This is a genomic window from Streptomyces sp. RPA4-2, assembly GCF_012273515.2.
In the GTDB taxonomy this organism is placed as follows: domain Bacteria; phylum Actinomycetota; class Actinomycetes; order Streptomycetales; family Streptomycetaceae; genus Streptomyces; species Streptomyces kaempferi.
The window spans coordinates 4,371,227-4,395,361 of the sequence record NZ_CP050975.2 but is presented as its reverse complement, the minus strand read 5'-3'; the positions used below and the strand labels follow the sequence as shown (position 1 = coordinate 4,395,361).

General features: G+C 72.6%; 22 protein-coding genes. 15 read left to right on the top strand and 7 right to left on the bottom strand.

Annotated elements, in window-relative coordinates; translation table 11 throughout:
- Positions 1-120: 120 nt before the first annotated feature.
- The 6 genes from HEP85_RS19140 to HEP85_RS19115 all read left to right on the top strand — a co-directional run bounded on the left by HEP85_RS19140 (position 121) and on the right by HEP85_RS19115 (position 5,123).
- A complete protein-coding gene (locus tag HEP85_RS19140) occupies positions 121-663 on the top strand; it encodes an RNA polymerase sigma factor (protein WP_168528826.1) in 543 nt (180 codons plus the stop codon).
- Positions 660-1,553: a zf-HC2 domain-containing protein gene (locus tag HEP85_RS19135; RefSeq protein WP_168528825.1), complete on the top strand. Its 894-nt coding sequence runs from the start codon at positions 660-662 to the stop codon at positions 1,551-1,553. The genes HEP85_RS19140 and HEP85_RS19135 overlap by 4 nt, the downstream gene beginning before the upstream one ends.
- The gene (locus HEP85_RS19130; protein ID WP_168528824.1) at positions 1,550-1,804 is read left to right on the top strand and encodes a hypothetical protein; all 255 of its coding nucleotides are present in this window, start codon (positions 1,550-1,552) and stop codon (positions 1,802-1,804) included. Before HEP85_RS19135 ends, HEP85_RS19130 begins: the two co-directional genes overlap by 4 nt.
- A gap of 130 nt (positions 1,805-1,934) precedes the next feature.
- Positions 1,935-2,798, top strand: a complete 864-nt coding sequence (locus HEP85_RS19125; protein ID WP_168528823.1) for an ABC transporter ATP-binding protein — start codon at positions 1,935-1,937, stop codon at positions 2,796-2,798.
- Positions 2,795-4,339 carry an ABC transporter permease gene (locus HEP85_RS19120; protein ID WP_369657767.1) on the top strand — a complete coding sequence of 515 codons (1,545 nt, stop codon included), beginning with the start codon at positions 2,795-2,797 and terminating at the stop codon, positions 4,337-4,339. Before HEP85_RS19125 ends, HEP85_RS19120 begins: the two co-directional genes overlap by 4 nt.
- Before the next feature lie 139 nt (positions 4,340-4,478).
- Positions 4,479-5,123 (top strand): ABC transporter, encoded by a 645-nt coding sequence (locus HEP85_RS19115; protein WP_329288729.1) that lies wholly within the window; start codon positions 4,479-4,481, stop codon positions 5,121-5,123.
- A 243-nt stretch (positions 5,124-5,366) separates the two neighbouring features.
- Here the strand turns inward: HEP85_RS19115 and mshD are convergent, their stop codons facing one another.
- A complete protein-coding gene (mshD, locus tag HEP85_RS19110; RefSeq protein WP_168528822.1) occupies positions 5,367-6,293 on the bottom strand; it encodes a mycothiol synthase in 927 nt (308 codons plus the stop codon).
- A gap of 304 nt (positions 6,294-6,597) precedes the next feature.
- Here mshD and HEP85_RS19105 point away from each other — a divergent pair, with 304 nt between their 5' ends.
- The 5 genes from HEP85_RS19105 (at position 6,598) to HEP85_RS19085 (ending at position 13,219) form a co-directional block, all read left to right on the top strand.
- Entirely contained in the window at positions 6,598-8,397 is a 1,800-nt protein-coding gene (locus tag HEP85_RS19105) for a bifunctional UDP-sugar hydrolase/5'-nucleotidase (RefSeq protein WP_168528821.1), read from the top strand.
- Between the two features lie 119 nt (positions 8,398-8,516).
- Positions 8,517-9,815 (top strand): DUF2993 domain-containing protein, encoded by a 1,299-nt coding sequence (locus HEP85_RS19100; RefSeq protein ID WP_369657766.1) that lies wholly within the window; start codon positions 8,517-8,519, stop codon positions 9,813-9,815.
- A 248-nt stretch (positions 9,816-10,063) separates the two neighbouring features.
- Positions 10,064-10,204, top strand: a complete 141-nt coding sequence (locus tag HEP85_RS19095) for a hypothetical protein (RefSeq protein ID WP_168528819.1) — start codon at positions 10,064-10,066, stop codon at positions 10,202-10,204.
- Positions 10,205-10,320: 116 nt separating this feature from the next.
- Complete coding sequence (locus tag HEP85_RS19090) at positions 10,321-12,075, top strand: ABC transporter ATP-binding protein (protein WP_168528818.1); 1,755 nt, start codon at positions 10,321-10,323, stop codon at positions 12,073-12,075.
- Between the two features lie 223 nt (positions 12,076-12,298).
- A complete protein-coding gene (locus tag HEP85_RS19085) occupies positions 12,299-13,219 on the top strand; it encodes a hypothetical protein (protein ID WP_365217398.1) in 921 nt (306 codons plus the stop codon).
- A 21-nt stretch (positions 13,220-13,240) separates the two neighbouring features.
- On the opposite strand, the gene HEP85_RS19080 is transcribed toward HEP85_RS19085, so the two are convergent.
- The 4 genes from HEP85_RS19080 to HEP85_RS19065 form a co-directional block, all read right to left on the bottom strand.
- Positions 13,241-14,713, bottom strand: a complete 1,473-nt coding sequence (locus HEP85_RS19080; RefSeq protein ID WP_168528817.1) for a cell wall metabolism sensor histidine kinase WalK — start codon at positions 14,711-14,713, stop codon at positions 13,241-13,243.
- Positions 14,710-15,441, bottom strand: a complete 732-nt coding sequence (locus HEP85_RS19075) for a response regulator transcription factor (protein WP_168528816.1) — start codon at positions 15,439-15,441, stop codon at positions 14,710-14,712. The genes HEP85_RS19080 and HEP85_RS19075 overlap by 4 nt, the downstream gene beginning before the upstream one ends.
- Positions 15,442-15,600: 159 nt before the next feature.
- Positions 15,601-15,837: a hypothetical protein gene (locus HEP85_RS19070; RefSeq protein WP_168528815.1), complete on the bottom strand. Its 237-nt coding sequence runs from the start codon at positions 15,835-15,837 to the stop codon at positions 15,601-15,603.
- A 48-nt stretch (positions 15,838-15,885) separates the two neighbouring features.
- Positions 15,886-17,085: a S1C family serine protease gene (locus HEP85_RS19065; RefSeq protein WP_369657765.1), complete on the bottom strand. Its 1,200-nt coding sequence runs from the start codon at positions 17,083-17,085 to the stop codon at positions 15,886-15,888.
- Positions 17,086-17,455: 370 nt separating this feature from the next.
- On the opposite strand from HEP85_RS19065, the gene HEP85_RS19060 reads away from it, so the two are divergent.
- A complete protein-coding gene (locus HEP85_RS19060; protein WP_168528813.1) occupies positions 17,456-19,201 on the top strand; it encodes a trypsin-like serine protease in 1,746 nt (581 codons plus the stop codon).
- A gap of 121 nt (positions 19,202-19,322) precedes the next feature.
- On the opposite strand, the gene HEP85_RS19055 is transcribed toward HEP85_RS19060, so the two are convergent.
- Entirely contained in the window at positions 19,323-20,345 is a 1,023-nt protein-coding gene (locus HEP85_RS19055) for a LacI family DNA-binding transcriptional regulator (RefSeq protein WP_168528812.1), read from the bottom strand.
- A 50-nt stretch (positions 20,346-20,395) separates the two neighbouring features.
- Positions 20,396-21,187 carry a response regulator transcription factor gene (locus tag HEP85_RS19050; RefSeq protein ID WP_168528811.1) on the bottom strand — a complete coding sequence of 264 codons (792 nt, stop codon included), beginning with the start codon at positions 21,185-21,187 and terminating at the stop codon, positions 20,396-20,398.
- 303 nt (positions 21,188-21,490) lie between these two features.
- On the opposite strand from HEP85_RS19050, the gene HEP85_RS19045 reads away from it, so the two are divergent.
- The 3 genes from HEP85_RS19045 to HEP85_RS19035 all read left to right on the top strand — a co-directional run bounded on the left by HEP85_RS19045 (position 21,491) and on the right by HEP85_RS19035 (position 24,016).
- Complete coding sequence (locus HEP85_RS19045; protein WP_168528810.1) at positions 21,491-22,354, top strand: S9 family peptidase; 864 nt, start codon at positions 21,491-21,493, stop codon at positions 22,352-22,354.
- 139 nt (positions 22,355-22,493) lie between these two features.
- Positions 22,494-22,748, top strand: a complete 255-nt coding sequence (locus HEP85_RS19040; protein ID WP_168528809.1) for a MoaD/ThiS family protein — start codon at positions 22,494-22,496, stop codon at positions 22,746-22,748.
- 8 nt (positions 22,749-22,756) lie between these two features.
- On the top strand, positions 22,757-24,016 hold the full coding sequence (locus HEP85_RS19035) for a hypothetical protein (protein WP_369657764.1): 1,260 nt from the start codon (positions 22,757-22,759) through the stop codon (positions 24,014-24,016).
- Positions 24,017-24,135 lie beyond the last annotated feature (119 nt).

Genomic DNA, 24,135 nt, shown 5'->3' with positions numbered 1-24,135 from the left:
GTAACCACCCTTTCACTAATTGAGTAGTGAAAGGGTGGTGCAGAAGGGTGCCTTGAGTCAAGTGCGAAATCCGTCGGCGAGAACATGAACCGATCGCCGGGGCTCGTCCGATGAGGTGACGTGAGGGAAACGAGAAGCGACGGGGAGCTGCTGCGGGCCATCGCGGCGGACGGGGACCGTCGCGCCTTCGAGGAGCTGTACCGGCGATACGCGCCGTGGCTGACCGCGCGCCTGCGCGGCCGGTGCGCGGACGCCGAGGTGGTCGACGACGTCGTACAGGAGACGTTCCTCGCCGTCTGGCGCGGTACCGCGCGCTACCGGGAGGAGGGCGACGCGGCCGGCTGGCTCTGGCGCGTCGGTTCCCGGCGGCTGATCGACACCCTGCGCGGCGACGGCGCACGCGGCCGGATGCGGCAGGCCCTGGCCCGCCTGCGCCACCGGGACGAGGCGTCCGCCGAGGAACGCGTGCTCGCGGGGGTGGAGCACGGAGACCTCGCGGGCGCCCTGGTCCGGCTCTCGCCCGAACTGCGGGCGGTGCTCCAGGCCACGGTGATCGACGGCCTCACCACCAGGGAGGCGGCCGTCCTGCTCGGCATACCGCCCGGCACGGTCAAGACGCGGGCCCTGCGGGCGCGCAAGCAGCTGCGGGAGGCACTGGCATGAGCGGCATCGACAAGGACACCGGCACCGCCTGGCACGTGCCGGAGGAGGACATCCGGGCCTACGCGCGAGGCGAACTCGCCCCGCCCCGGCTCTGGTCCGCGGACACCCACCTCGCCGCGTGCGCGCACTGCCGCGAGACGCTCTCCGCGGCGGCCGACCCGGTCGCGCTGGACGCCGGGTGGGAGCGGCTCGACGCCGAACTGGACGCGCCCCGGCCGCGCCTGTTCGAGTCACTGCTGCTGCGCATCGGCGTCGCCGACCACACCGCGCGCCTGCTGGCGGCCGCACCCGTACTGCGCCGCTCCTGGCTGGGAGCGGTCGCCGCCGTCCTGGTCATGACCGTGGCGGCGGCCAACTCGACGCAGTCCGCCACCGCGCCCAACCTGTTCCTGGCCCTCGCGCCGCTGCTCCCGCTCGCCGGGGTCGCCCTGTCGTACGGGCCCGTGCTCGACCCGACGTACGAGATGGCGGTCGTCTCACCGACGCACGGATTCCGGCTGCTGATGATCCGCACGCTCGCCGTGCTGACCGTCGTCCTCGGCCTGAACGGTCTCGCCACCCTCGCCCTGCCCTCGTACGGGCTGCGCGCGCTGGCCTGGCTGCTGCCCGCGCTGGCCCTCACCGGGACCGGGCTCGCGCTGACGCCCCGGCTGGGCCCGGTGCTCGCGCCCGGCCTGGTCGGCACGGTGTGGGTGACGCTGCTCGCGCTGACGGCGTCGGCGGCCGGGCCCCACCACGGCACACTCGCGCCGTTCACGGCGGCCGGGCAGGGCGTCGCCGCCACGGTGGCCGTGCTGGCCGCCGGGCTGCTGTACCTGGCGCGCGACGGGTTCGACGCGTCGTCCCCCTGGAAGCCGTTCCGGGGGTTCACCGGAGGAGGCACGGGATGACGGACCGCACACCCCCCGCTCAGGCCACGGCAGTCGCACCGGCCGGGCCGGTCGTCACGGTCACCCGGAGGGAGCGGCGGCTGCGTCTCCTGAAGGCCGTGCTGCTGACGGCCGCCTCGCTCGCGGCGTTCGCGGTCGAGCTGCTTCTCCTGGTCCTCTGCGCCCCGGACCGCCGACGGTCCTCCGGAGGAGACATCGGCTGGGACACCGGCGGGTGCGGCGGCGGGAACGACGGCGGGTGCGACGGGTGAGGCCGCCCGCGGCCACCTCCCCGGCCCGCCCCTTCTCCCCCCTCACCCCGCTCTCCCCCCTCTCCGTCCTCTCCGCCTTTCCCTCCACCTCTTCCTGTTCCTTCTTCGACCACTCCCGCAGGAGCGCCGTATGACCCCCACCGTCTCCGCCTCCGGGCTGAGCCTCAGCTACGGCAGGACCTCCGCCCTCGATGACGTGTCGCTGCGGCTCCAGGAAGGGGTCACCGGGCTCATCGGTCCCAACGGGGCCGGAAAGACCACCCTGTTGCGGGTGCTCGCCACCGCCGTGCCCGCCGACCGGGGAGCCTTCACGGTGCTCGGACACGACCCGGCCACGACGGCGGGGCGGCAGAACGTCCGGCGCGCGCTCGGCTATCTGCCGCAGGCCCCGGGATTCCACCCGGACTTCACGGCCTTCGAGTTCGTCGACTACGTGGCGATCCTGAAGGAGCAGACGGACCGCACGGCCCGGCACGGCGAGGTGCGCCGGGTCCTGGAGTCCGTCGACCTGACCGACGTACGCGGCAAGCGGATCAAGAAGCTGTCCGGCGGTATGCGCCAGCGGGTCGCGCTGGCCGCGGCCCTCGTCGGCGACCCCGGCTTCCTCGTCCTCGACGAGCCCACCGTCGGCCTCGACCCCGAACAGCGCATGCGCTTCCGTGAGTTGATCGCCCAGGCGGGAGAGCAACGCACCGTCCTCCTCTCCACCCACCAGACCGAGGACGTCGCGATGCTCTGCCACCGCGTCATCGTGATGGCCCGCGGACGCGTCCTCTTCGAGGGCACCCCCGCCGACCTCGCCGCACGCGCCGCGGGTCATGTGTGGAGCAGCTCCGAGCGCGACCCGGCCGCACGCGCCGGATGGCGTACGGGCACGGGCTCCTTCCGCAACGTCGGCGACCCGCCGCCGGGCGCCGCACTCCTCGAACCGACCCTGGAGGACGGATACTTGCTCGCCCTCGACGGCGTGCCCGCGGAGGTGACGGCGGGATGAGCACCGTACTGGAGACCCCCGCCAAGGCCGTCGAGCCGGCCCGGGAGCCGCGCCCCTGGGCGGCCGTGACCGCCCTCGCCCGCTTCGAGGCACGCGAGCTGCGCCTCTACGTGTCCTTCCTCGGTGTCGCGCTGCTGTACGTCGGCTGGATCGTGTGGCGGTGCGCGACCGGGACGGACGACTACCCCGCGCTGCAGGACGTCGACCGGGCCACCCAGAGCATGCCGATGCTCGTCGGCCTCTCGGTCATGCTGTGCGTCAACCGCGCCGTCCTGCGCTCCCACCGCAACGACACGGAGCGCCACTTCGGGGTGCTGGTCGTCGAACCGTGGCGGCGTACGGTCGCCCACGCGCTGTCCGTCGTCCCGGCGGCCCTGTTCGTCGCGGTGTGCGTCACCGTCCAGTTCACCTGGGAGGCGCTCAAGCCCGGTGCCGTCGGGCACGGCTCACCGGCCGAACTGGCCGTCGGCCCGCTGACGGTCCTGCTGTTCGGCGCGCTCGGTGTCCTCCTCGGCCGCCTGGTCCGTTCCGCCGTCGCCGCGCCCGTCCTCCTCGTCTTCCTGCTCTTCACCCAGGCGCTCGGCGGGACCATCTCCGGCGGGACCGGCTGGACGGACTGGCTGTCCCCGGTCGTCACCGAGACCGGCGCCAGGCCGTACCCCTCCGACCTGCTGGGCCGCCCCGCCGCCTGGCACGCGCTGTACCTCCTCGGGCTCGCCCTGTTCGTGGCCGTTCTCGCCGTGCTGGTCGGCGGCGGACGTACGAGGGCCGTCCAGGGGGTCCTCGCGGGGGCGCTCGCCCTGACGCTGGTGGGGGCGGTCGCGCAGTCCGGCGGCACCCCGGCCGCGACGGTCGCGGCCCGCGAACGGGCCTCGGTCACCCCCGAGAAGGTCCAGACGTGTCTGGAGCACGGCACCTCGATGTACTGCGCCTTCCCCGAATGGAAGGGCCGCACGGCCGACTGGGCCGCGGTCGTCGACCGGGTCCGGGGTCTCGCGGGCGGCGCCGCCTGGGGAGAGCGGCTGACCGTGCGCCAGCGCGTCGACGCCCGCTCCGGGCTGGCTGACAACCCCGCCCTCGAACCGTCCACCGTGCCCGGCCGGGTGACCGTGGGCACCGCCTGGGGCGGCAACCGCGTCACGGAGTTCGCGGTCGCCGTCGCGTCCGTCCTGGTCGCGGGGAACGAGAAGGCGGGCAGCACGGTGTGCGACGCCCGCATGGTGACCATCATGTGGCTGGCGCTGGGCGCGGAGTCCGACCCGATGACCCTCTTCCGGAACGTCCGCCTCGACGACAGCGTCACGGGCTCCGCCATCGTCCTCGCCTCCACGGATCCGCTCTCCATGAGCACCGAACAGACGCGGATCGTGAGGGAGTTGCTGAAGATGCCGCGCTACGGCGTCACCGCCAAGGTGAAGGCCCACTGGTCGCAGCTGATCTCCCCGAAGACCTCGACGGCCCGGGTGGCGGAGCTGCTGGGGGTGCCGGCCAGGACGGGGGCGGCGGACACGGACACGGACGGTGGCCTGTGCGAGGGGTGACCGCGCCGGACACGGACACGGACGCGACCTCGCCAATCGTGGGTGGGCGAGGTGCGAGCGTACGAACAGCGAGCGCAGGAACGGCCGGTGTGCGAAGCGCGAGCGCGCGGACAGTGAGCGGACGAACGGGGAGTACGTCGTGATCCGCGCCCTTCTGCGGCCCGTCTGGCGCACCCTGCCCCGAAGGGCCCTCGCGGCCTGCGGCGGTCTCGGGCTCCTGCTGGCCGGGATCCCGCGCCTGCTGTCCGGTCAGCCGGATCCGTGGCTGTGTCTCAACCTGCTGCGGGGAGCCGCGCTCGTCCTCGGTGTGGGCCTGGCGTTCCTGCTGGACGACCCGGCGCGGCACACCACCGCGCCGGTACCGGCCCGCAGGCCGCTGCGCAGCGGCCTGCGGATGGCGCTGGTGGCCCCGGCCGCCGCGCTCTGGTGGACGGTCGCGCTGCTCCTCGTACCGGGGCAGGCGCGGCCCCCGGCCGGCGCCCTCACGCTGGAGGCGGCCGCGATCGCCGCGACCGCCCTGGCCGCCGCGTCCGCCGCCGTGCGGTTCACGGACCGGGCCGAGCCGGGGCCGGCCGTCGCGACCGGGCTGCTGGTCATCGCCATGACGGTGCCGACCCTGCTGCTGCCCGGGCGATGGGCGCTGATCGTGTCCGTGAACGACCCGCACTGGGACGCCGCGCACGAGCGGTGGGCGGCGATCCTGGCCGTTGCGGCACTGCTCTGCGCGGTGTGCTGCACCGAACCGGTACGGACGTGGCGGCGGACGGTACCCGCCCGCCGCTGACGGCCCGGCCCCCGGCCGCCCGGCGCCGGGCCCGCCCGGGCAGGTCACCGCCGCTCGGGTGCGCCGAGTCCGCCCCGGATGCGGCGGCCCCGGCTCCTGACGCGTGGGGCCGCCCGGGTCGGGGCTGACCCCCGCGGATGGCATCGGACCGTTCCTCGATACGGCCCACGGGGTGCGCGGGACCCCGTCCGGACAGGGTCGGTCCTCGCCCCGGACATGCAGGTGCCGCCCAGCTCCGCTCCGTCAGGACTCGCTGCGGTACATCAGGTCCGTCTCGTGGGTGACGAAACCGAGCCGCTCGTACACGGCGACGGCCGCGCTGTTGTCGGCGTCGACGTAGAGCATGGCGGTCGGCAGGGCCTGCGCCGCGAGATGGCGGAGCCCGATCGTGGTGAGGGCCTTGCCGAGGCCGCCGCCCTGGGCGGCCGGGCTGACCCCGAGGACGTAGACCTCGCCGAGGCCCTCCGTGGCGTGGACCTTCGTCCAGTGGAAGCCGACGAGTTCGTCGCCGCGCAGGGCGAGGAAGAACCCGGCCGGGTCGAACCACGGCTCGGCCATGCGGTCGTCCAGGTCGCGCTGGGTGAGGGCGCCCTGCTCGGGATGGTGGGCGAAGGCCTCGGCGTTCAGGGCGAGCCAGGCGGCGTCGTCCCGGCCCGGCACGAAGGCACGGACGCGCACCCCGTCCGGGAGCTTCGGCTCGGGCAGGTCGAGGTCGGTCAACGGCCTTCGCAGCTGGCGCAGTTCGCGGAAGAGGGTGAGTCCGAGGACCTGGGCGAGGTGCCGGGCCGCGGAGTGGCCGCCGTGCGCCCACACCCGCAGCCGCTTGCCGGACTCGGCGAGCAGCGCCGAACCCAGCGCCCGTCCGTGGCCGTGCCCACGGTGCGCCGGGTGCACGACCAGCTCGGCGGCCGGGGCCTCCACCGGATCGGTGTCCTCCAACTGGGCGTATCCGACCAGCACGTCGCCGAGGGTCAGCAGCAGGTGCCGTACGCCCTCGCGCGCGCCGCGCTTCAGCTGGAGCCGACCCTGCTCGGAGACCGCCTGCTGTCCGTCGGCCAGGGCGGCCTCCGAGAGGAGCCGGAGCACGTCCTCGGCCTGCGCCGGGGAGAGCGCGGCGGAGGTCTCGATGGAGCGGGAGAGCGCGGGGGGTGCGGTGTCGTCGCTGGTCATGGATACGAGGGTACGGCGCGGTCTTTTCCGGACAAGGAGTTGGGCGGGGTGGATGTGGAGCGTGGCGGGACGGGCGGCCTCCCGGACGGCGCGGTGCCACACGTCGACTCCGGGTGCGTCGCCTCGCGGGCCCCCCTGCGCGGGTCCCCGCGCCGGTGCCTCCCGGTGAGGCGATGGCAACCAGTCCGTAACCCCGAACCCCCTGGTGTGCTACGCGCGTTGATTCTAAAGTGCGTGCAAAGCCACAGCCGTCGCACAGCGATCGTGACACTCGTGGCTCTCACCGTTCTCCAGGGGGGATCCCATGCCGCCGACGTTCCGGAACAGACGTACCCATCGCCTCCTCGCGGGCGCCGCGGGCCTGGCCACCGTCGCCGCCCTGGCCGCCGCGCTGCCGGCGAGCGCGGGGCAGGACAGGGCGAGCGCCCGGCACCACCACGGCAGCGGCCGCTACCAGGACGTACAACTGCTGTCCTTCAACGACCTGCACGGCAACCTGGAACCGCCGTCGGGTTCCTCCGGCCGGGTCACGGAGCTGCAGGCGGACGGGTCGGCGAAGTCGATCGACGCGGGCGGTGTCGAGTACCTCGCCACGCATCTGCGCGACGCGCGCAAGGGCAACAAGTACTCGATCACGGCCGCCGCGGGCGACATGGTCGGCGCCTCCCCGCTGCTCTCCGGGCTCTTCCACGACGAGCCGACGATCGACGCGCTGAACAAGCTCGACCTGGACGTGACGAGCGTCGGCAACCACGAGTTCGACGAGGGTGCCAAGGAGCTGGCCCGCCTGCAGAACGGCGGCTGCCACCCCACGGACGGCTGCTACGACAAGAAGGCGAAGTTCCAGGGCGCCGACTTCCCCTACCTCGCCGCGAACGTCACCGGCGAGAAGACCGGCAAGCCGATCCTCAAGCCCTACTGGGTGTGGAAGAAGAACGGCGTCAAGGTCGGCTTCATCGGGGTGACCCTCGAAGGCACCCCGAACATCGTGTCGGCGGAGGGCGTCAAGGGCCTCAAGTTCGGTGACGAGGTCGAGACGATCAACAAGTACGCCAAGGTGCTCCAGCGCCAGGGCGTGAAGTCGATCGTCGCGCTGATCCACGAGGGCGGTGCGCCCGCCTCCACGGCGTACAACTACGACTGCGACAGCCCCGGCGCGGGCGACGGCATCTCGGGCCCGATCGTCGACATCGCGAAGAACGTCACGCCGGCCGTGGACGCGCTGGTCACCGGCCACACCCACCAGGCGTACGCGTGCACGATCCCGGACCCGGCGGGCAACCCCCGGATGGTGACGTCGGCCTCCTCCTTCGGCCGTCTCTACACGGACACCACGCTGACGTACGACCGCTGGACGGGCGACATCGCGCGGACGGCCGTGAAGTCCGCGAACCACGTGGTCACCCGTGACGTCGCGAAGGCCGCCGACATGACGAGCCTGATCGCGAAGTGGAACACCCTCGCCGCCCCCATCGCCTCGCGCCCCATCGGCTACATCGCGGGCGAGATCGGCAACGCCGGCACCGAGTCCCCGCTCGGCGACATGATCGCCGACGCGCAGCTCGCGTACGCCAGGTCGGTCGACCCGGAGGCCGACATCGCGCTGATGAACCCGGGCGGCATCCGCGCCGGGCTCACCTACACCGCGAGCGGCGGCGAGGGCGACGGAGTGGTGACGTACGGGGAGGCGTACACGGTGCAGCCGTTCGCCAACACCGTCAACCTGGTGAGCCTCACCGGCGCTCAGCTGATCACCGCACTCCAGCAGCAGGTCAGCGGAGCCAACGAGGCAGCGCCGAAGATCCTGCAGATCTCCAAGGGCCTGACCTACACGCTCGACCTCACCATGACGGGCGCCGCCCGCGTGGTGGCCGGCTCGGTCAAGCTCGACGGCATGGCGATCGACCCGGCGGCCGGCTACCGCGTCGCGATGAACTCCTTCCTCGCGGGCGGCGGTGACGGCTTCGCCGAACTCGGCAAGGGCACGAACGTCCTGGTCGGCGGCGACGACCTGGCCGCCTTCGAGACCTACCTGACGGCCAACTCCTCCGCCACGGCGCCGTATCCGGTGCCCTCGGCGGACCGTGTCACGGTCGTTCGGTAGCCGCCGGGGCCGGACACCGGCACCGGCGAAGATCGTGAAGTAGATCGCATCCGCACGGTTGCGGTTGCGGTCGGGGGCGGTACGCATGGTCGGATGAGACGATGCGTACCCCCCACCGCATGACAGCGCATCCCTTTCCGGACGACCACCAGTCGAACGCGTACGACCACCCGTACGACCACCCGTACGACCTCCAGGACGACCCGCCGGACCGCTACCCGAACCCGTACGACGAACTGGGCGCCCTCGGTGGCGCGGGCCCGCTGGAGGACTTCCTCCACGAGGACGAGCCGGAGACCGGGCCGGACGGCGGGCCGGACGGCCCGCCGTACGAGGAGCCGGACGAGGCGTGGTCGCCGCCCAACCACCGCCGGGGCAGCCGGCGCCGCCGCAGGCACCTCGCGGGCCTGCCGTTCGCGATGAAGGCGGCCGTCCTCGTCGTGACCCTCGCCGCGTTCCTCACCCTCGCCGACCGCTGGGCGCTGCTGTACGCCGAACACAAGGCCTCGCGGACCCTCGAGGACCAGCTGCACCTGACCGCCGCGCCCGAGGTCGAGATCGGGGGCTTCCCCTTCCTGACCCAACTCGCCGACGACCGGCTGGACTCGGTGCGGGTGACCGTGCCGGACGTGGCCGCCGACCGGGTCTCCCTGGCGAAGGTGTCGGCGACCGCGACACGGGTACGGCTCGACAGCGACGGACCGGCCGACGTGCACGGCGCCCGCATCCCCGAGCTGCACGGCGAGGTACTGCTCTCCTTCGACGACCTGAACCGCGAACTCGGCTCCTCCCAGGTGACGTTCACCGGACACGGCCGCGACCAGGTGCGTGCGCGCGGCACCCTGCCGGTCGCCGGACACGAGCTGGGACTACGGGCCGACGCACGCATCCGGCGCGACGGGACGCGCGGCATCTCCACCCACATCGACGGAATGCGCCTGGACATCGGTGACCTGGCGACGTACCGCCCCGGCGCCCGCCCCTCCGAGGGCCTCCACCTCACCCCGCGCTCGGCGGCCCGCCTCGCCGGCCAGACCGCCAGGGCGAGGGCGCTGCTGTCCGTCCCGTCGGTCGTCCGCAGGCTCGGGGTCCCGGACACGGCGGTGCGCCGGGCGCTGCGCGACGACACCGAGCTCGCGTCCCTGACGGGATCGCGGACCTTCGTCCGGCAGGCGATGCGCCTGAACCTCCTCGACGTGGCGGCGGCCCACCCCGAACTCCTGAAGCGGCTGGGGCTGGACCCGGCTCTGCTCGACGGCCTCTCCCGCCTGACCCGCCCCGTCCTCGTCGACCAGCTCTCGCTCGGTTTCCGGCTGCCGCATCCGGCGGACGGACGGATCCGGCTGCGGGACGTACGGGTGGAGCGGGACGGGATACGGGTCGACGTGACGGGGACGGGACTGTCGGTCGGGCGTTGACGAAACCCCGCTGAATTCAATCGGACCGGGCATTGCTTCGGTAAGTTCCGGGCGAGGGGCGTCATAAATTCTGTGTGAGCGGCCGGTTGGTTCCTCTGTCGTCCTGAGAACTTCTTTCAGTCGCAATTCATGCAGGTCTCAGTGGAATTGGCGATTTCCGGCTCCGGGGCGCCGTAGTGTTTTCCATGTCGAAAGCGAACAGCGCGGACGGCAAAGGGAATTCGCCCGCACCGAACAAGGAGCAACCCATGAGCTTCCACAAGATCGCCCCGGTCAAGCGCATCCACAAGGCCGCCCCGGCCCCCCGGCACGCGGCCGGGCCGACGCCGAAGCACGGTGCGAAGAAGGCGGCCCCGAAGCCGCGCCCGGTGGGCCGTCAGGGTCGCTAGCAGATCGCACGGAACGCCGCGCGGTGCACGAGGCGGGGTCCCCGGAATTCCATTCCGGTGGCCCCGCCTCGGCCTTGCCCGACAATTCGAGGACCGGAAAGGGGAACTGAGTCGATATGCGGGAAGTACGGGCGGCGTTCGCACGCTTCTGGCCGCTGACCCGCGGCGACCGCGCGTGGCTGGTGCTGATCGTCGGCTGTGTGGTCGTGGCCGCGCTCGCCGAGACGGCCGCGATCCTGCTCTTCGCGCGGCTCACCGACCACGCGCTCGCGGCGGGTTCGCTCGCCGCGTTCTGGGGCCCGGCCGGAGCCTGGCTGGGCGTGGCCGCGATCGGTGCGGCCGTCGGCTACCTCGGCAACTCCCTCGCCGTGTGGACCGCCGAGAGATTCGTCCTGCGCCTGCGCGCGGGCGTCTTCCGGCACGTCCAGGACCTGCCCCCCGACTTCTTCCAGAGGCACCGCCGGGGCGACCTCGTCGAACGCCTCACCGGTGATGTCGAGGCCATCGAGCAGATGGTCGTGTCCGGTGCCGTCGGCACGGTCTCCGCCGTCTTCTCGGCCGTCTTCTACGCCGCCGCCGCGCTCTGGCTGCGCTGGGACCTGGCCCTCGTCACCTTCGTCCTCGCCCCGCTCCTCCTCGTCGCCGCCCGCCACTTCTCCGGCCGGATCGGGCAGGCCGCCAAGGAGGAGCGGACCGCCGACGGCGCGATCACCTCCGTGGTCGAGGAATCGCTCGGCAACATGGTGCTGACCCAGGCCTACAACCGCCGGTACGCCGAGGAGCTGCGGCTCGACCGCGAGGCGCGCGCCTGGATGCGGGCGTCGGTGCGCGGGGCACGGGCGAGTGAGATGTACGAGCAGGTCGTCGAGGTCGTCGAGACCCTGTGCGTGCTCGTGGTGATCGGCCTCGGCGTCTGGGAGATCTCCCAGGGGCGCATGTCGCTGGGCCGCCTGCTCGCCTTCGCCGCGTTCCTCGGGTACCTGTACCCGCCGATCCGCTCTCTGGGCGGGCTCGGCCTCACCCTCACCGCCGCCACCGCCGGCGCGGAACGCATCCAGGAGGTCCTGGACACCGAACCCGCCGTCAGCGAACCCGCCGAGCCCGTCCCGGCCTGGCCCGTGCGCGGCCGGGTCCACTTCCAGGGCGCGTCGTTCCGCTACCCCGGCGCCGAACGCGATTCGCTGCGCGACGTGACCTTCACGGCGGGCCCCGGTGAACTCGTCATCGTCACCGGTCCGAGTGGCGCCGGGAAGTCCACGCTCTCCAGACTCCTCACCCGCTTCTACGACCCCACGGCCGGTGTGATCCGCCTGGACGGCGTCCCGCTGCCCGACATGTCCCTGGAGTTCCTGCGCGAGAACGTCGCGCTGCTGCCCCAGGAGACCCTGATCCTGCGCGGCACGATCCGGGAGAACATCGAGTGCGGCCGGCCCGGGGCGTCCCGGGCGGACATCGAGCGGGCGGCCCGGGACGCCGCCGCGCACGACTTCGTCAGCGCGCTGCCCGACGGGTACGACACGAGGATCGCCCCCGGCACGGCCACGCTCTCCGGCGGCCAGCTCCAGCGCGTCGCCATCGCCCGCGCCATGCTGCGTGCCGCGCCCGTGCTGGTCCTCGACGAGCCGACCGCCGGGCTCGACTCGATCGCCGCCCGCCGAGTGGTGCGGCCGCTGCGGCGGCTGATGGCGGGCCGCACCACCATCATGATCACGCACGACCTGTCGCTGGCGCCGGACGCGGACCGGATCCTGGTCGTGGACGGCGGCCGGCTCCTGGAGGCCGGGACACACGACGAACTGCTGGCGAGGGGCGGTGCGTACGCGCGGCTTGCGATGCCGGAGTCCGGCTCCCCGGTGACGCGGAGCGCTTAGCTCCGCCGCGGGCGGCCTCGCCGTCGCCGGCCGGATCGCCGCGCCGTTCGTGCGGTGTCCGTGCCCTGCCCGCTCGCCCCGGCGGGGAGAGGTGACGATGCGGCATCGCGCGCGGCCACGGGACGGACGGATCGAACGCGGCCCGGGGGCCGGGCGTCACAGGTGCGGTGCGGGCCCCGTCCCGCACGACTCCGTCCGCCGATGCGCCTCCCTGGGGGATCCCATGCGTACGAAGACCACACGCACCGCCCACCTGTTCCTCGCCCTCGCCCTCCTCGCCGCCGGGTCCGGTGCCGTCGCCGGATGCGGCGGCACCGGACCCGGCGGTGACACCGGCTCGGAAGCGCGCAGGGAGGCCCGCGCCCGCCGGGTCGCCGAGGCCTGGGACGGCTCCGGGGCCGCCCGGACGTGGCGTGCCGGCTACCACCCGATGGCGGAGGCGGTGCAGCCGCCCGCGGGCGGCTTCCACGCGGGCGCCGACACCCGCGCCTTCACGACGCAGAACTTCGTCCTGCGCGGCACGCTTCCCGCTGCCGGGCCCGCGGAGGGCACGGTGCGGTGGAGGAGCGGAGCCCCGCTCGCCCTGCCGTTGACGGGGGCACGCGAGGCGTACGAATCCGTGGCCCGTGGAGGCGACGACGGTCCGCACCTGACGGTGACCGGGGCGAGGCCGGGCGCGATGACCCTGGCCACCAGCCGTGGTCCGGCGACTGTCCCGGCCTGGCTGTTCACCCTGGAGGGGTACGACACCCCGCTCAAGCGGGCAGCCGTCGCCCCCTCGAAGCTCCCCCGGCCGCCGATCGGGCCGCAGCGGGAGGTGTCCACGAGCCAACTGGCGCCCCTCGCCGGGCTGGTCGAGGTGGCCGGCGACGGCCGGTCGGTCACCGTGACGGCCGAGCACGGGGCCTGCGACGACGGCCCCGCCGTGCACGTGCTGGAGACCGGGGGCGGCGTGGTGCTGTCCGCCTTCGTCACCGGGGTGCGCGAAGGCCCCTGCGCCGGTGTGATGCTCCTCGAGGAGGTGACGGTGCGACTGGCCGGGCGGGTCGGTGACCGTGTCCTCCTGGACGCGTTCACGGGCCGGCCCGTGCCCTACGGGGTACCGAACGGCGCCTCACCGAGCCGGCGCGGGGTGAGTCCGTGAGCGGCCCGCTCCCCGCGGCGGTCACTCCTGTTCGAGGGCCGTCTCCGGCGGCGGCGTGGGCGCTCCCGGGAGCCGGACCGTCACCGCCGTGCCGCCGCCCTCGGCCGGCCGCAGGGACACCTCGCCACCCGCCTGCTGCACCGTCCGCGCCACTATCGACAGCCCCAGACCCGAGCCGGGGAGCGCGCGGGCGGACGGGGAGCGCCAGAAGCGGTCGAAGACGTGCGGGAGTTCCTCGGCGGGGATGCCGGGGCCGTGGTCGCGGACGGTCAGCTCGCCGGCCTTGAGGGTGACGTCGATGGCCTCGCCCTCGGGGCTGAACTTCACCGCGTTGTCGAGGATGTTGACGACGGCCCGCTCCAGCGCGGTGGGCTCCGCGCGGACGTACCAGGGCTGGAGGTCCGCCGTGATCGTCAGCTCCGGACCGCGCAGCCGTGCGCGGCGCAGCGCCGCCTCGACCGTGTCCTGGAGCGGCACCGTCAGTACGGTGTTCGCCTGCTGGCCCGCGTCCGAACGCGAGAGTTCCTGCAGGTCGCCGATGAGCGAGGCCAGTTCGGTCATCTGGGCCTTGACGGAGGCGAGGAGTGCCCTGCGGTCGGCCGGGGGGATCGGACGGCCCGTCTCCTCGCTGCGGGTGAGGAGCTCGATGTTCGTGCGGAGGGAGGTCAGGGGCGTACGGAGTTCGTGGCCGGCGTCCGCGATGAGCTGCTGCTGCAGCTCGCGGGAGTTGGCCAGCGCGGACGTCATCGAGTTGAAGGAGCGGGTGAGGCGGGCGACCTCGTCCTCGTTGCCCTCCTCGACGGGAATGCGGATCGAGAGGTCCTCCGTGCGGGCCACGTGTTCCACGGCCTCGGTGAGCTTGTCGACGGGACGCAGGCCCGCTCGGGCGACCGCGAGGCCCGCCGCGCCGGCGCCGACCACGCCGATCCCGGAGACCAGGAGCAGCACGAGGGCCAGGTCGTTCAGGGTGGCCTGGGTGCTCTTGAGAGGAACGGCCACGACGTAGGCGCGGTCGCTGTACAGGACGCGGGTGCCGGGGAGTTCGTTGGGAAAGTTCGTGACGACGAGCGGCATCGCCAGGACCCGGACGTCGTTGCCCTTGGTGTCGGTCCCGTTCCGCGGTGCGCTCTTGTTGAACTGCGGGTGCTTGGCCACGGCCTTGTCGGCGTCGGTCACCGTCACCGAGCCCGCCGAGTACCCGAAGACGCAGACGGTCCCGTCCGAGTTGATCACCTGGGCGTAGTCGTCGAACCGTCCGTGGAAGTCGTTGTCGTTGCTCGGTTCCTTGCGGCAGTTGTCGAGGACGCCCTGGACCAGGGTGTACTGCTGGGCCTGCTTCTGGTCCTGCAGGTTGTTGTCGATCTCGTCGTACAGCTTCCCGCGCACGATGAACCAGCAGGTCACCGAGACCGCCGCGACCCCGAAGGCCACCGCGGCCGCCACCAGCAGCGCCAGCCGGGAACGGATCGGCAGGGATCTGAACCGTCTGATCACTCCGCGCCGCCCGACCGGAGCACGTACCCGACCCCGCGCACCGTGTGCACGAGCCGCGGCTCACCGCCCGCCTCGGTCTTGCGGCGCAGGTACATGACGTAGACGTCGAGGGAGTTGGAGGACGGTTCGAAGTCGAAGCCCCAGACGGCCTTCAGGATCTGCTCGCGGGTGAGGACCTGGCGGGGGTGCGCGAGGAACATCTCCAGCAGGGTGAACTCGGTGCGGGTCAGTTCCACGGCCCGGCCCGACCGGGTGACCTCGCGCGTCGCGAGGTCCATCCGCAGGTCGCCGAAGGTGAGCGCGTCCTCGTCCGGGGCGGCATCCGCGGTCGCCGCGTACGAACTGCGCCGCAGCAGGGCCCGGACCCGGGCGAACAGCTCGTCCAGCTCGAAGGGCTTGACGAGGTAGTCGTCGGCACCCGCGTCGAGGCCGGTCACCCGGTCCCCGACCGTGTCGCGGGCCGTCAGCATGAGGATGGGGGTCGTCGTGCCGGCTCCGCGCATCCGGCGGGCGGCCGTCAGGCCGTCCATCCGGGGCATCTGGATGTCCAGGACGACCAGCTCGGGCTGGTAGGCGGTCGCCTTCTCCAGCGCGTCCGCGCCGTCGACCGCGACCTCGGTGTCGTATCCCTCGAAGGCGAGGCTGCGCTGGAGTGCTTCGCGCACCGCGGGCTCGTCGTCGACGATCAGGATGCGCTGGGGTTCACGGTCGCCTTCGGCGGGGCTCATGGGCGGGAGTCCTCGGGTGCGGTGGGGTGGAGGGTCTGACGGCCTTCAGCGTCGCACGTTTCCGGGCGGGGGCGGAAAGCATCAGCGGAGGAAGAAACGTCCGAGTCGGTGCGAAAAGCATCGGATGCGGGAGAAACGTCATGTACTGCTGGGTGACGTTCAGCCCGACAGTGCGGTGAGCCTGTTCAGCGGGACCTTGCGGCGGTGCGGGCGGGTGGCGGGGGTGCGCAGGCCCATCAGCTGCGGGACGGCGGCCGGGAGCGCCACCTCGGGCGCGCGCGGCACCGGCAGGTGCAGTTCCCGGGCCACGGCGAGGGCCAGGTCGAGCCCGGCCGGGTCGCCGCCCTCGCGGGAGTGCGTGACCGGGGAAATCCGAGAGATCCGCTTCCTGATCATGTCGACCTCCTGGGTGTGCTGTGCTGAGCTCTCGCCCGTGTGCTCTCGTCAGCTGTCGGAGCCGCCGGCCCGCAGGTTCGCGAGGTCGGCCTTGACGGTGTTGACCGGGATGGCGAAGCCGAGGCCCACGCTGCCGGCCCCCGACGAGCTGGACGAGGAGTCCGAAGCCGCCGAGTACATCGCGGAGTTGATGCCGACGATGTTGCCGTTCATGTCGATCAGCGCGCCGCCGGAGTTGCCGGGGTTCAGGGACGCGTCGGTCTGGATCGCCTTGTACGTGGTGGTCGAGGAGCCGGTGTCGCCGTTGAACTGGCGGCCGCCGAACGAGAACGGCCACTGGCCGCTGTCGCCGCCCTGCTGTTGCTGGCCCTGGCTCTCGTCGGTGGAGACGGTCACGTCCCGGTCGAGGGCCGAGACGATGCCGCTGGTGACGGTGCCGGTCAGGCCCTCGGGGGAGCCGATCGCGACGACGTCGTCGCCGACCTGGACACCGTCGGAGTTGCCGAGGGTGGCGACCTTCAGACCGGAGGGCGCGTTTGCCACCTCGATGAGCGCGAGGTCCTTCTTGCTGTCGGTGCCGACGACCTTCGCGGTGTAGGACTTTCCGTTGTTCAGCCGCACCTTGATCGCGGAGGCGCCCGAGACGACGTGGTTGTTGGTGACGATCTCGCCGCCGGACGTGATGATCACGCCCGAACCGGTCGACGAACCGGCGTTCGAGGTCGCGCTGACCTCGACGATGCTGGGGCTGACCGCCTGGGCGACCCCGGCGACGGTGCCCCTCTTGGCCGTGGGCACCACGGTGGTGCTGGTGCTGCTGGACGCGGTGTCCTTGCCGGTGAGCTCCTGGATGCCGTACGCCGTGCCACCCCCGATGGCGGCGGCGACTATCGCGACCGCGGCGATCAGGGCCAGTGGGCCCCTCGCGGGCTTCTTCCGCGCGGTCCCGGGCGGCACGGGAGCCGCGGACAGCACCGCGGTGGAGCCGTCCGGCGGGCCCGGGTGTCCCGGGTAGGCACCGCTTCCGCCGCCCTGACCGCCGGCCGCGCCGCTGCCGAACCGACCGGAGCCCGGCCACACGGTGGTGCCCGGTTCGACGGCGACCGGCGGGGTAAGCGCGTACGTAAGCGGGGGCGGCCACTCGGGGTTCACGGGGGAGGGAGCGGAGGCAGGCTGCTGCTGGGGGTACGGGGACTGGTGGTCGTCGCCCTGGGGATACTCGCCGCTGCGGCGGAAGCTCTCGGTCATGACATGAGACTCCCGCGCGATCATGAGAGCTCCCTGAGTCCCCGCTGAGAAGCCCGACAGAACCTCGTATGCCCGATATAAAGACGCTCGGACTCCGCTCTGGTCGGGCAAACAAAGGGTTGCGCCGGGGTGATGTCACGGAATGCGACGGACGAATACTTGAATGCCCGCTGTGTAGTACATGTGTTCTGGGGCGGGTGAGGCCTACGATCACGGCGCCGGAGGGGGGCTCCGCGGTGGTGCCTGATCGATGCGGGCGGTCGGCCGGCCATGGCCGGTGACCGCCGACGTCGGTCGGGCCGGTGCGTCGTACGCCCCTTCTCGGGCCACTCACGTCATGACCCACCCGCACCCATTCCAGGAGCCCTGAGTGATACGTGCTCTGCGCGACCGCTGGAGACGCCCCGTCACGGCGTTGCCCACGGCCGCCCTCGCGCTGGCGCTGACCTGCGCCGGCGCCTTCGCGGCGCAGCCCGCCCAGGCGGCGGACGGACCGTCGCTGCCGGCCGTCGGCCAGGCCCAGCCCGCGAAGCCGACCGTCTCCGACAAGGAGCTGCGCAACCGGGTCGCCGAGGCCGTCAAGGACCAGGCGACCCCGGCGACGAGTCCCAAGAAGACGCCGTTCATCATCGGCGGCAGCCCGACGACCATCTCCTCCGCGCCGTGGATGGTCCAGCTCTCCTACTACGACAGCGCGGCCGACACCGGCTACTTCTGCGGCGGCACCCTCGTCGCCCCGAACAAGGTCCTGACGGCCGCCCACTGCGTCGCCGGACTGAACTGGGTCAAGAACGGCGCTGTGGTGGCCGGCGCCACCGGACTGCTGGACGACACGACCGGCACGGTCGCGGGTGTCTACCGCCAGTGGAACCACCCGCACTACAACAGCGACACCGTCCAGAACGACATCGCGGTCCTCACCCTGGACCGCCCGCTGGAGCAGCAGTGGCAGCGGCTGGTGGCCGCCGGCGACAGCGCCTCCTACAAGGCGGGCGGCTCCGCCACCGTCTACGGCTGGGGCCTGACCTCCGGCGCCGACGGTGCCGACCTGTCGGCCACGCTGCGCAAGGTGACCCTGCCCGTGGTCGCCGACTCCACCTGCAACAGCGCGATGCAGTCGGTCCTCCATGAGGACGACTTCGTCGAGGGCTCGATGTTCTGCGCCGGTACCCCGGCGACCGGCACCGACGAGGGCACCAAGAGCCCCTGCAACGGTGACTCCGGTGGTCCGGTGATCGTCGGCGGCAAGGTCGTCGGCATCGTCTCGTGGGGTGTCGCGGGCTGCACCGCGAAGGGCGCCTACCCGGTCTTCACCAAGGTGTCCTCGTACACCTGGGCCGCGCAGCCGCGTATCGACGACGCGGACCTGACCTTCGACGGCAAGGCCGACCTGCTCGAGCGCACCCCTTCCGGGGGCCTCTTCGAGCAGGACAGCAAGGGCACCTCGCTCGCCACCCGCGCTTTCCAGAGCAGCGGCTGGCAGAACGCCAGCTGGGGCCTGCAGGCCGACCTGGACCGGGACTTCTTCCAGGACCTGATCATCCGCGACAAGGGTGACGGCAAGCTGTACCGCAGCTACCTGAACCACAGCTCGAACGAGTTCGAGTGGATGCAGATCACCTCGGTGTGGGGCGGCTACAAGTCGTACGCCATCCCCGGCGACATGACCGGTGACGCCCGCCCCGACCTGGTCGCGGTGGACGCCGACGGCTCGGTCTACCTCTACCCGGGCAAGGGCAACGGCGAGTTCTACGGCCGCGTCAAGGTCGTCGACAAGGCCTGGAAGAACGTCAAGATCTTCGGCCACGGCGACCTGTCCGGCGACGGCCGTGCCGACCTGCTGGTCCGCAACAGCTCCGGCGTCCTGTACCTCTACCGGGGCACGCAGGTCGAGCACACCCCGTGGTCGGCGCGGATCCAGGCGCGTACGGGCTGGAACTTCACCTCGTACGTCTCCAACGGCGACGTCACGGGCGACGGCATCGCCGATGTCATCACCCGCGACTCGGCGGGCAAGCTCTGGCTCTACCCCGGCACCAACAAGGCCTCCAGCAGCCTCTTCGGCTCGCCGGTCAGCCTGGGCTCGGGCTTCAACCAGTACAACCTGCTGTTCTAGCGGTACGACCGGCTGTTCCAGCCGGTACGGCAAACGCGTCGGCCCCGCGATCCGCGGGGCCGATGTGCGTTTCAGGGGGCGGCGGGCGGCCGCGCGGCCGGCCGGAGCCGGCCCGGCGGTCTCACACGCAACCGCAGGACCGCCGCACCACCAGCCGGGACGGGAACACCTTCAGCCGCTCGCGCCGCGACCCGGCGACCCGCAGCCCGTCGTCCAGTACGAGATCCACCGCCGCGCGGGCCATCGCCGACCGGTCGGAGGCGATCGTCGTCAACGGCGGATCCGTCAGCGCGGCTTCCTTGACGTCGTCGAAGCCGGCCACGGCCAGCTCCCCCGGCACGTCGATGCGCAGCTCACGGGCGGCGCGCAGCACGCCGATCGCCTGGTCGTCGGTGGAGCAGAAGATGGCGGGCGGCCGGTGGGGCCCGGCGAGCAGCTGCAGGCCGACCTGGTACGCGTCGTAGCGGTTGTACGGGGCCTCGAAGAGACGGCCCTCGGTGGGGATCCCGGCCTCCTGCATGGCTCGCCGCCAGCCCTCGACGTGGTCGGAGACCGGGTCGCCGACGACGGGGGTCTCCGCGATACCGCCGAGACAGGCCACGTAGTCGTAACCGTGTTCGAGCAGGTGGCGGGTGGCGAGCTGGGCGCCGCCGATGTCGTCGGTGACGACGGCCACGTCGTCGATCGCCTCGGGGCGTTCGTGCAGCAGGACGACGCGGGCGTCCCAGGCGTCGATCTCCGCGGCAGCGTTGTCATTGAGCGCGTGGCTGACGAGGATCAGGCCGGAGACCCGCATGCCGAGGAAGGCGCGCAGGTAGTGGACCTCGCGCTCGGCGATGTAGTCGGAGTTGCCGACCAGGACCATTTTCCCGCGCTCGGCGGCGGCCTGCTCGACCGCGTGCGCCATCTCGCCGAAGAAGGGCTGGCGCGCGTCCGGCACGATCAGGCCTATGAGCTCGGTCCGCCGCGACGCCATGGCCTGGGCGACCCGGTCGGGCCGGTACCCCAGCTCCTTGATCGCGGCGAGAACGCGCTCGCGCGTGGCCGGGGCAACCGGCCTCGGTCCGTTGTTGATGACATAGCTGACGACGGCGGTCGAAGTACCCGCCAGTCGCGCCACATCGTCCCTCGTCACCTTGGCCACGCGCGGAGTCTACGCGGATGGACCCGCCTCTGGGCAGGGCGTACGGAGGCTTACTGGACCTCGGCCCCGGCCTCGACCGCGCGCGCGGCACCGAGGTGCGCCGTCTCGTCCGCATCCGCCGCCTTTGGCTGTGCGGCCTTGGCCTTCGCCTCGTCCGCGGCCCGCTCCACCTTCTCGGGTGTAACGAATCGATAACCGACGTTCCGCACGGTTCCGATCAGCGACTCGTGCTCGGGACCCAGCTTGGCGCGCAGCCGGCGTACGTGGACGTCGACCGTCCGCGTGCCGCCGAAGTAGTCGTAGCCCCAGACCTCCTGGAGCAGCTGTGCGCGGGTGAAGACCCGGCCCGGGTGCTGCGCGAGGTACTTGAGGAGCTCGAACTCCTTGAAGGTCAGGTCGAGGACCCGGCCCTTGAGCTTGGCGCTGTACGTCGCCTCGTCCACGGAGAGGTCGCCGTTGCGGATCTCCATGGGGGAGTCGTCGTTGACGATCTGCTGGCGGCCCATGGCGAGCCGCAGCCGGGCCTCGACCTCGGCCGGACCCGCGGTGTCGAGGAGTACGTCGTCGATGCCCCAGTCGGCGGTGACGGCCGCGAGGCCGCCCTCCGTCACGACGAGGACGAGGGGACAGCCGGGTCCCGTCGAGCGCAGCAGCTGGCACAGGCTGCGCACCTGCGGGAGATCACGCCTGCCGTCGATCAGGATGACGTCGGCACCAGGAGTGTCGACGAGGGCGGGTCCTTCCGCCGGAGCCACTCGCACGTTGTGCAGGAGCAGGCCGAGAGCGGGAAGCACCTCCGTCGACGGCTGAAGGGCATTGGTCAGGAGCAGCAGAGAACTCATCGCGCCCCACCTGCCCGGGTCGTCCTACGTTCGTGCACGGTTCGCTCGCCCATAACGTCTGGTTCCTCCTCGGTCCCTGTATGGGGGTACCTCCCACGCCCTCAAGGCGGTGGGGGAGTTTGCGGCACTGCTTCCTTGCTTCTTCGTTCGTCCTGCGGCGCGGCTCCCGCGTCCCGGGGAACCGCCGCGCCTTCGGAGGCTTCGTACACCGGCGGTTTCCCGTTTCGTATACAACGCTTCAGAAAGCACAAAAGGACCCGGGGGCTTCACTGCCCGAGTCCTCTGCCCAGCAGAATAGCCCACATGAGCTCAGGTCCGGCAGGTCAAGTGACGGGATCTTCCCTCCGTCCACCCCTTGAGACGGCCCCGCGCGCCCCTTTGCGGAGGTTTCTGCGCACCGTCGACGGGGTGACGATCGAGGCGGCGTACGACCCCGCGAGGGGCGCTTCCGATGATGTGGGCGGGAGCCTGGCGATCGTCGTGGCGCACGGTTTCACGGGCGGTCTCGACCGTCCGCACGTGCGCCGGGTGGCCGGTGTCCTCGGCCGGGACGCGGCGGTGGTCACGTTCTCCTTCCGGGGCCACGGCGGTTCCGGCGGCCGTTCCACCGTCGGCGACCGCGAGGTGCACGATCTCGACGCCGCCGTGGAATGGGCCCGCGAGCTGGGGCACGCGCGGGTGGCCACCGTCGGCTTCTCGATGGGCGGGTCGGTGGTGCTCCGGCACGCGGCGATGCACGGGGAAGCCGGCCGGGAGCACGAGGGGCGCACGGAGGCGCGTACGGACGCGGTGGTTTCGGTGAGCGCGCCGGCCCGCTGGTACTACCGGGGGACGGCGCCCATGCGGCGTCTGCACTGGCTGGTCACCCGGCCGGCGGGGCGGGTGGTCGGCCGTTACGGACTGCGGACCCGCATCCACTCCCGCGACTGGGACCCGGTGCCGTCCTCGCCGGTCGAGTCGGTCCCGCTCATCGCGCCCACCCCCCTGCTGATCGTCCACGGCGACCAGGACGGCTACTTCCCCCTGGACCACCCGCGGATGCTCGCCGAGGCCTCCCGCGGCCACGCCGAACTCTGGGTGGAGCACGGGATGGGCCACGCCGAGCACGCGGCCCGCGACGAGCTGCTGGCCCGCATCGGTGCGTGGGCGGGTTCGGCCGCGGGCTAGCCTGACCGTGTTCACAGGAACCACCGACGCGTGTGTCCGCTGACGCACGCGTCGATTGACGCACGTATATCCACTGATGGCACGTACCCACCGATCCGCTGGTCCACTGGATCCGCCGGTCCACCGATTGAGGAACGACATGGCAAAGGGCACGGTGCGTTACTGGGCCGCCGCCAAGGCCGCGGCAGGTGTCGCCGAGGAGCCGTACGACGCGGGCACGCTCGCCGAGGCACTCGACGGGGCCCGCGAGCGACACCCCGGCGAACTCGTCCGCGTCCTGCGGCGATGCTCGTTCCTCATCGACGGTGACCCCGTGGGTACCCGCGGACATGAGACGGTACCGCTGGCCGAGGGCGGCACGGTCGAGGTGCTCCCGCCGTTCGCAGGAGGGTGAGCGAGACGATGAGCAACCAGCAGCCGTACGAGCCCCAGTTCGAGCCCCCGCACGAGGGGCACGACCCGTATCAGCAGCCTCAGCAGCAGGCCGACTGGCAGCAGCACACCCAGCAGTGGGAGGGCCAGACCTGGGAGACCCAGGTGCAGCCCACGACGCCCGCCGCCGACCCGGCCTACCCGCCGCCCCGGACACCCCGGACCCCCGAGGGCCGGCAGGCGCCGCAGGGCCACCAGCAGGCCCACCAGGGGTACGCGGAGCCGCAGGGCACCGGGCACTCGCAGGGCACCGGGCACTCGCAGGGCGGCGCGCACGCCCAGGCGTACGGGTACGATGCCGCGGCCCGGCCGCTGCCCCAGGAACCCGCCGCGCAGGGCTGGGACCACGCCCGGCCGCAGCAGCACCCCGAGGCACCCGCGCCTATGGCGGCGCCCGCCCCCACCGCCGGCAACGCCCCGGGCGCCGGGGCCGCACCCGGCTACGGTCCCGCGACCGTCACTGGCAACGCCCGTGTCACCGACGCCCAGCGTGCCCGCGCCGAGGGCCGCTCGCCCGTCATCGAACCCGGCATCCAGCCGGCCGCGCTCACCGCCGTGCTGGCGCTGCTGCTCTCCGGCACGGCGGCGATCGGGGAGTACGCGCTCGTCGTCCCGCTGGTGCTGCTCCAGGCCGTCACCGCGGCGGGCTGGTTCCGCCTGAACGGGATGTGGCCCGCCCGGCAGGGCATCGCGCTGGCGTTCCTGGGCGCGGTGACCGCCGACGTGGTGCTGCTCGCGGCCGGCCGGGAGAACGCGCCCGCCGCGATCCTCGGCACCCTCGGCGTGTGGGTCCTCCTCACGCTCGTCCTGCAACTGCGCAGCCACGCCGACCCGGACACCCGGATGTACGGCCTGATGGCGACCGTCGTCTCGGCGGCGCTGTCGATCATCGCGGCCGGCCACCTCGCGGCCGAGCCGGACGCCGTCACGGTGGGCGCCGCGGCGGTCGCGGTGGCGATCCTGGCCCGCGCGCTGCCGCTGCCCACCGCCGCCTCCGTGGTGGTGGCCCTGCTGGCCGCCACCGGCGCGGGATTCGTGGTCGGCGGGATGACGGACCTGGGCGGCCAGGGCGCCGTCCTCGGTATCGGCGCCGGTGTCTGCGCGCTGATCGGCCACCGGGTCGCCAGTTACGACTACCCGTCGCGTTTCGTGCACTTCACGGCCGGCGTGGCTCTCCCGCTGGCCGCGGCCGCCCCGGCGGTCTACCTGCTGGGCCGGGCGCTGAGCTAGGGCGTGTCGCGAAGGCCCGTCGCCCGCCCGGAGGGCGCGCCGGGCGTCGCGAGGCCGCCGCACATCCTGGAGGGCGTCGTCCGGGTTCCACCGGCGGCGCCGGACCGCGCCGTTCGTCA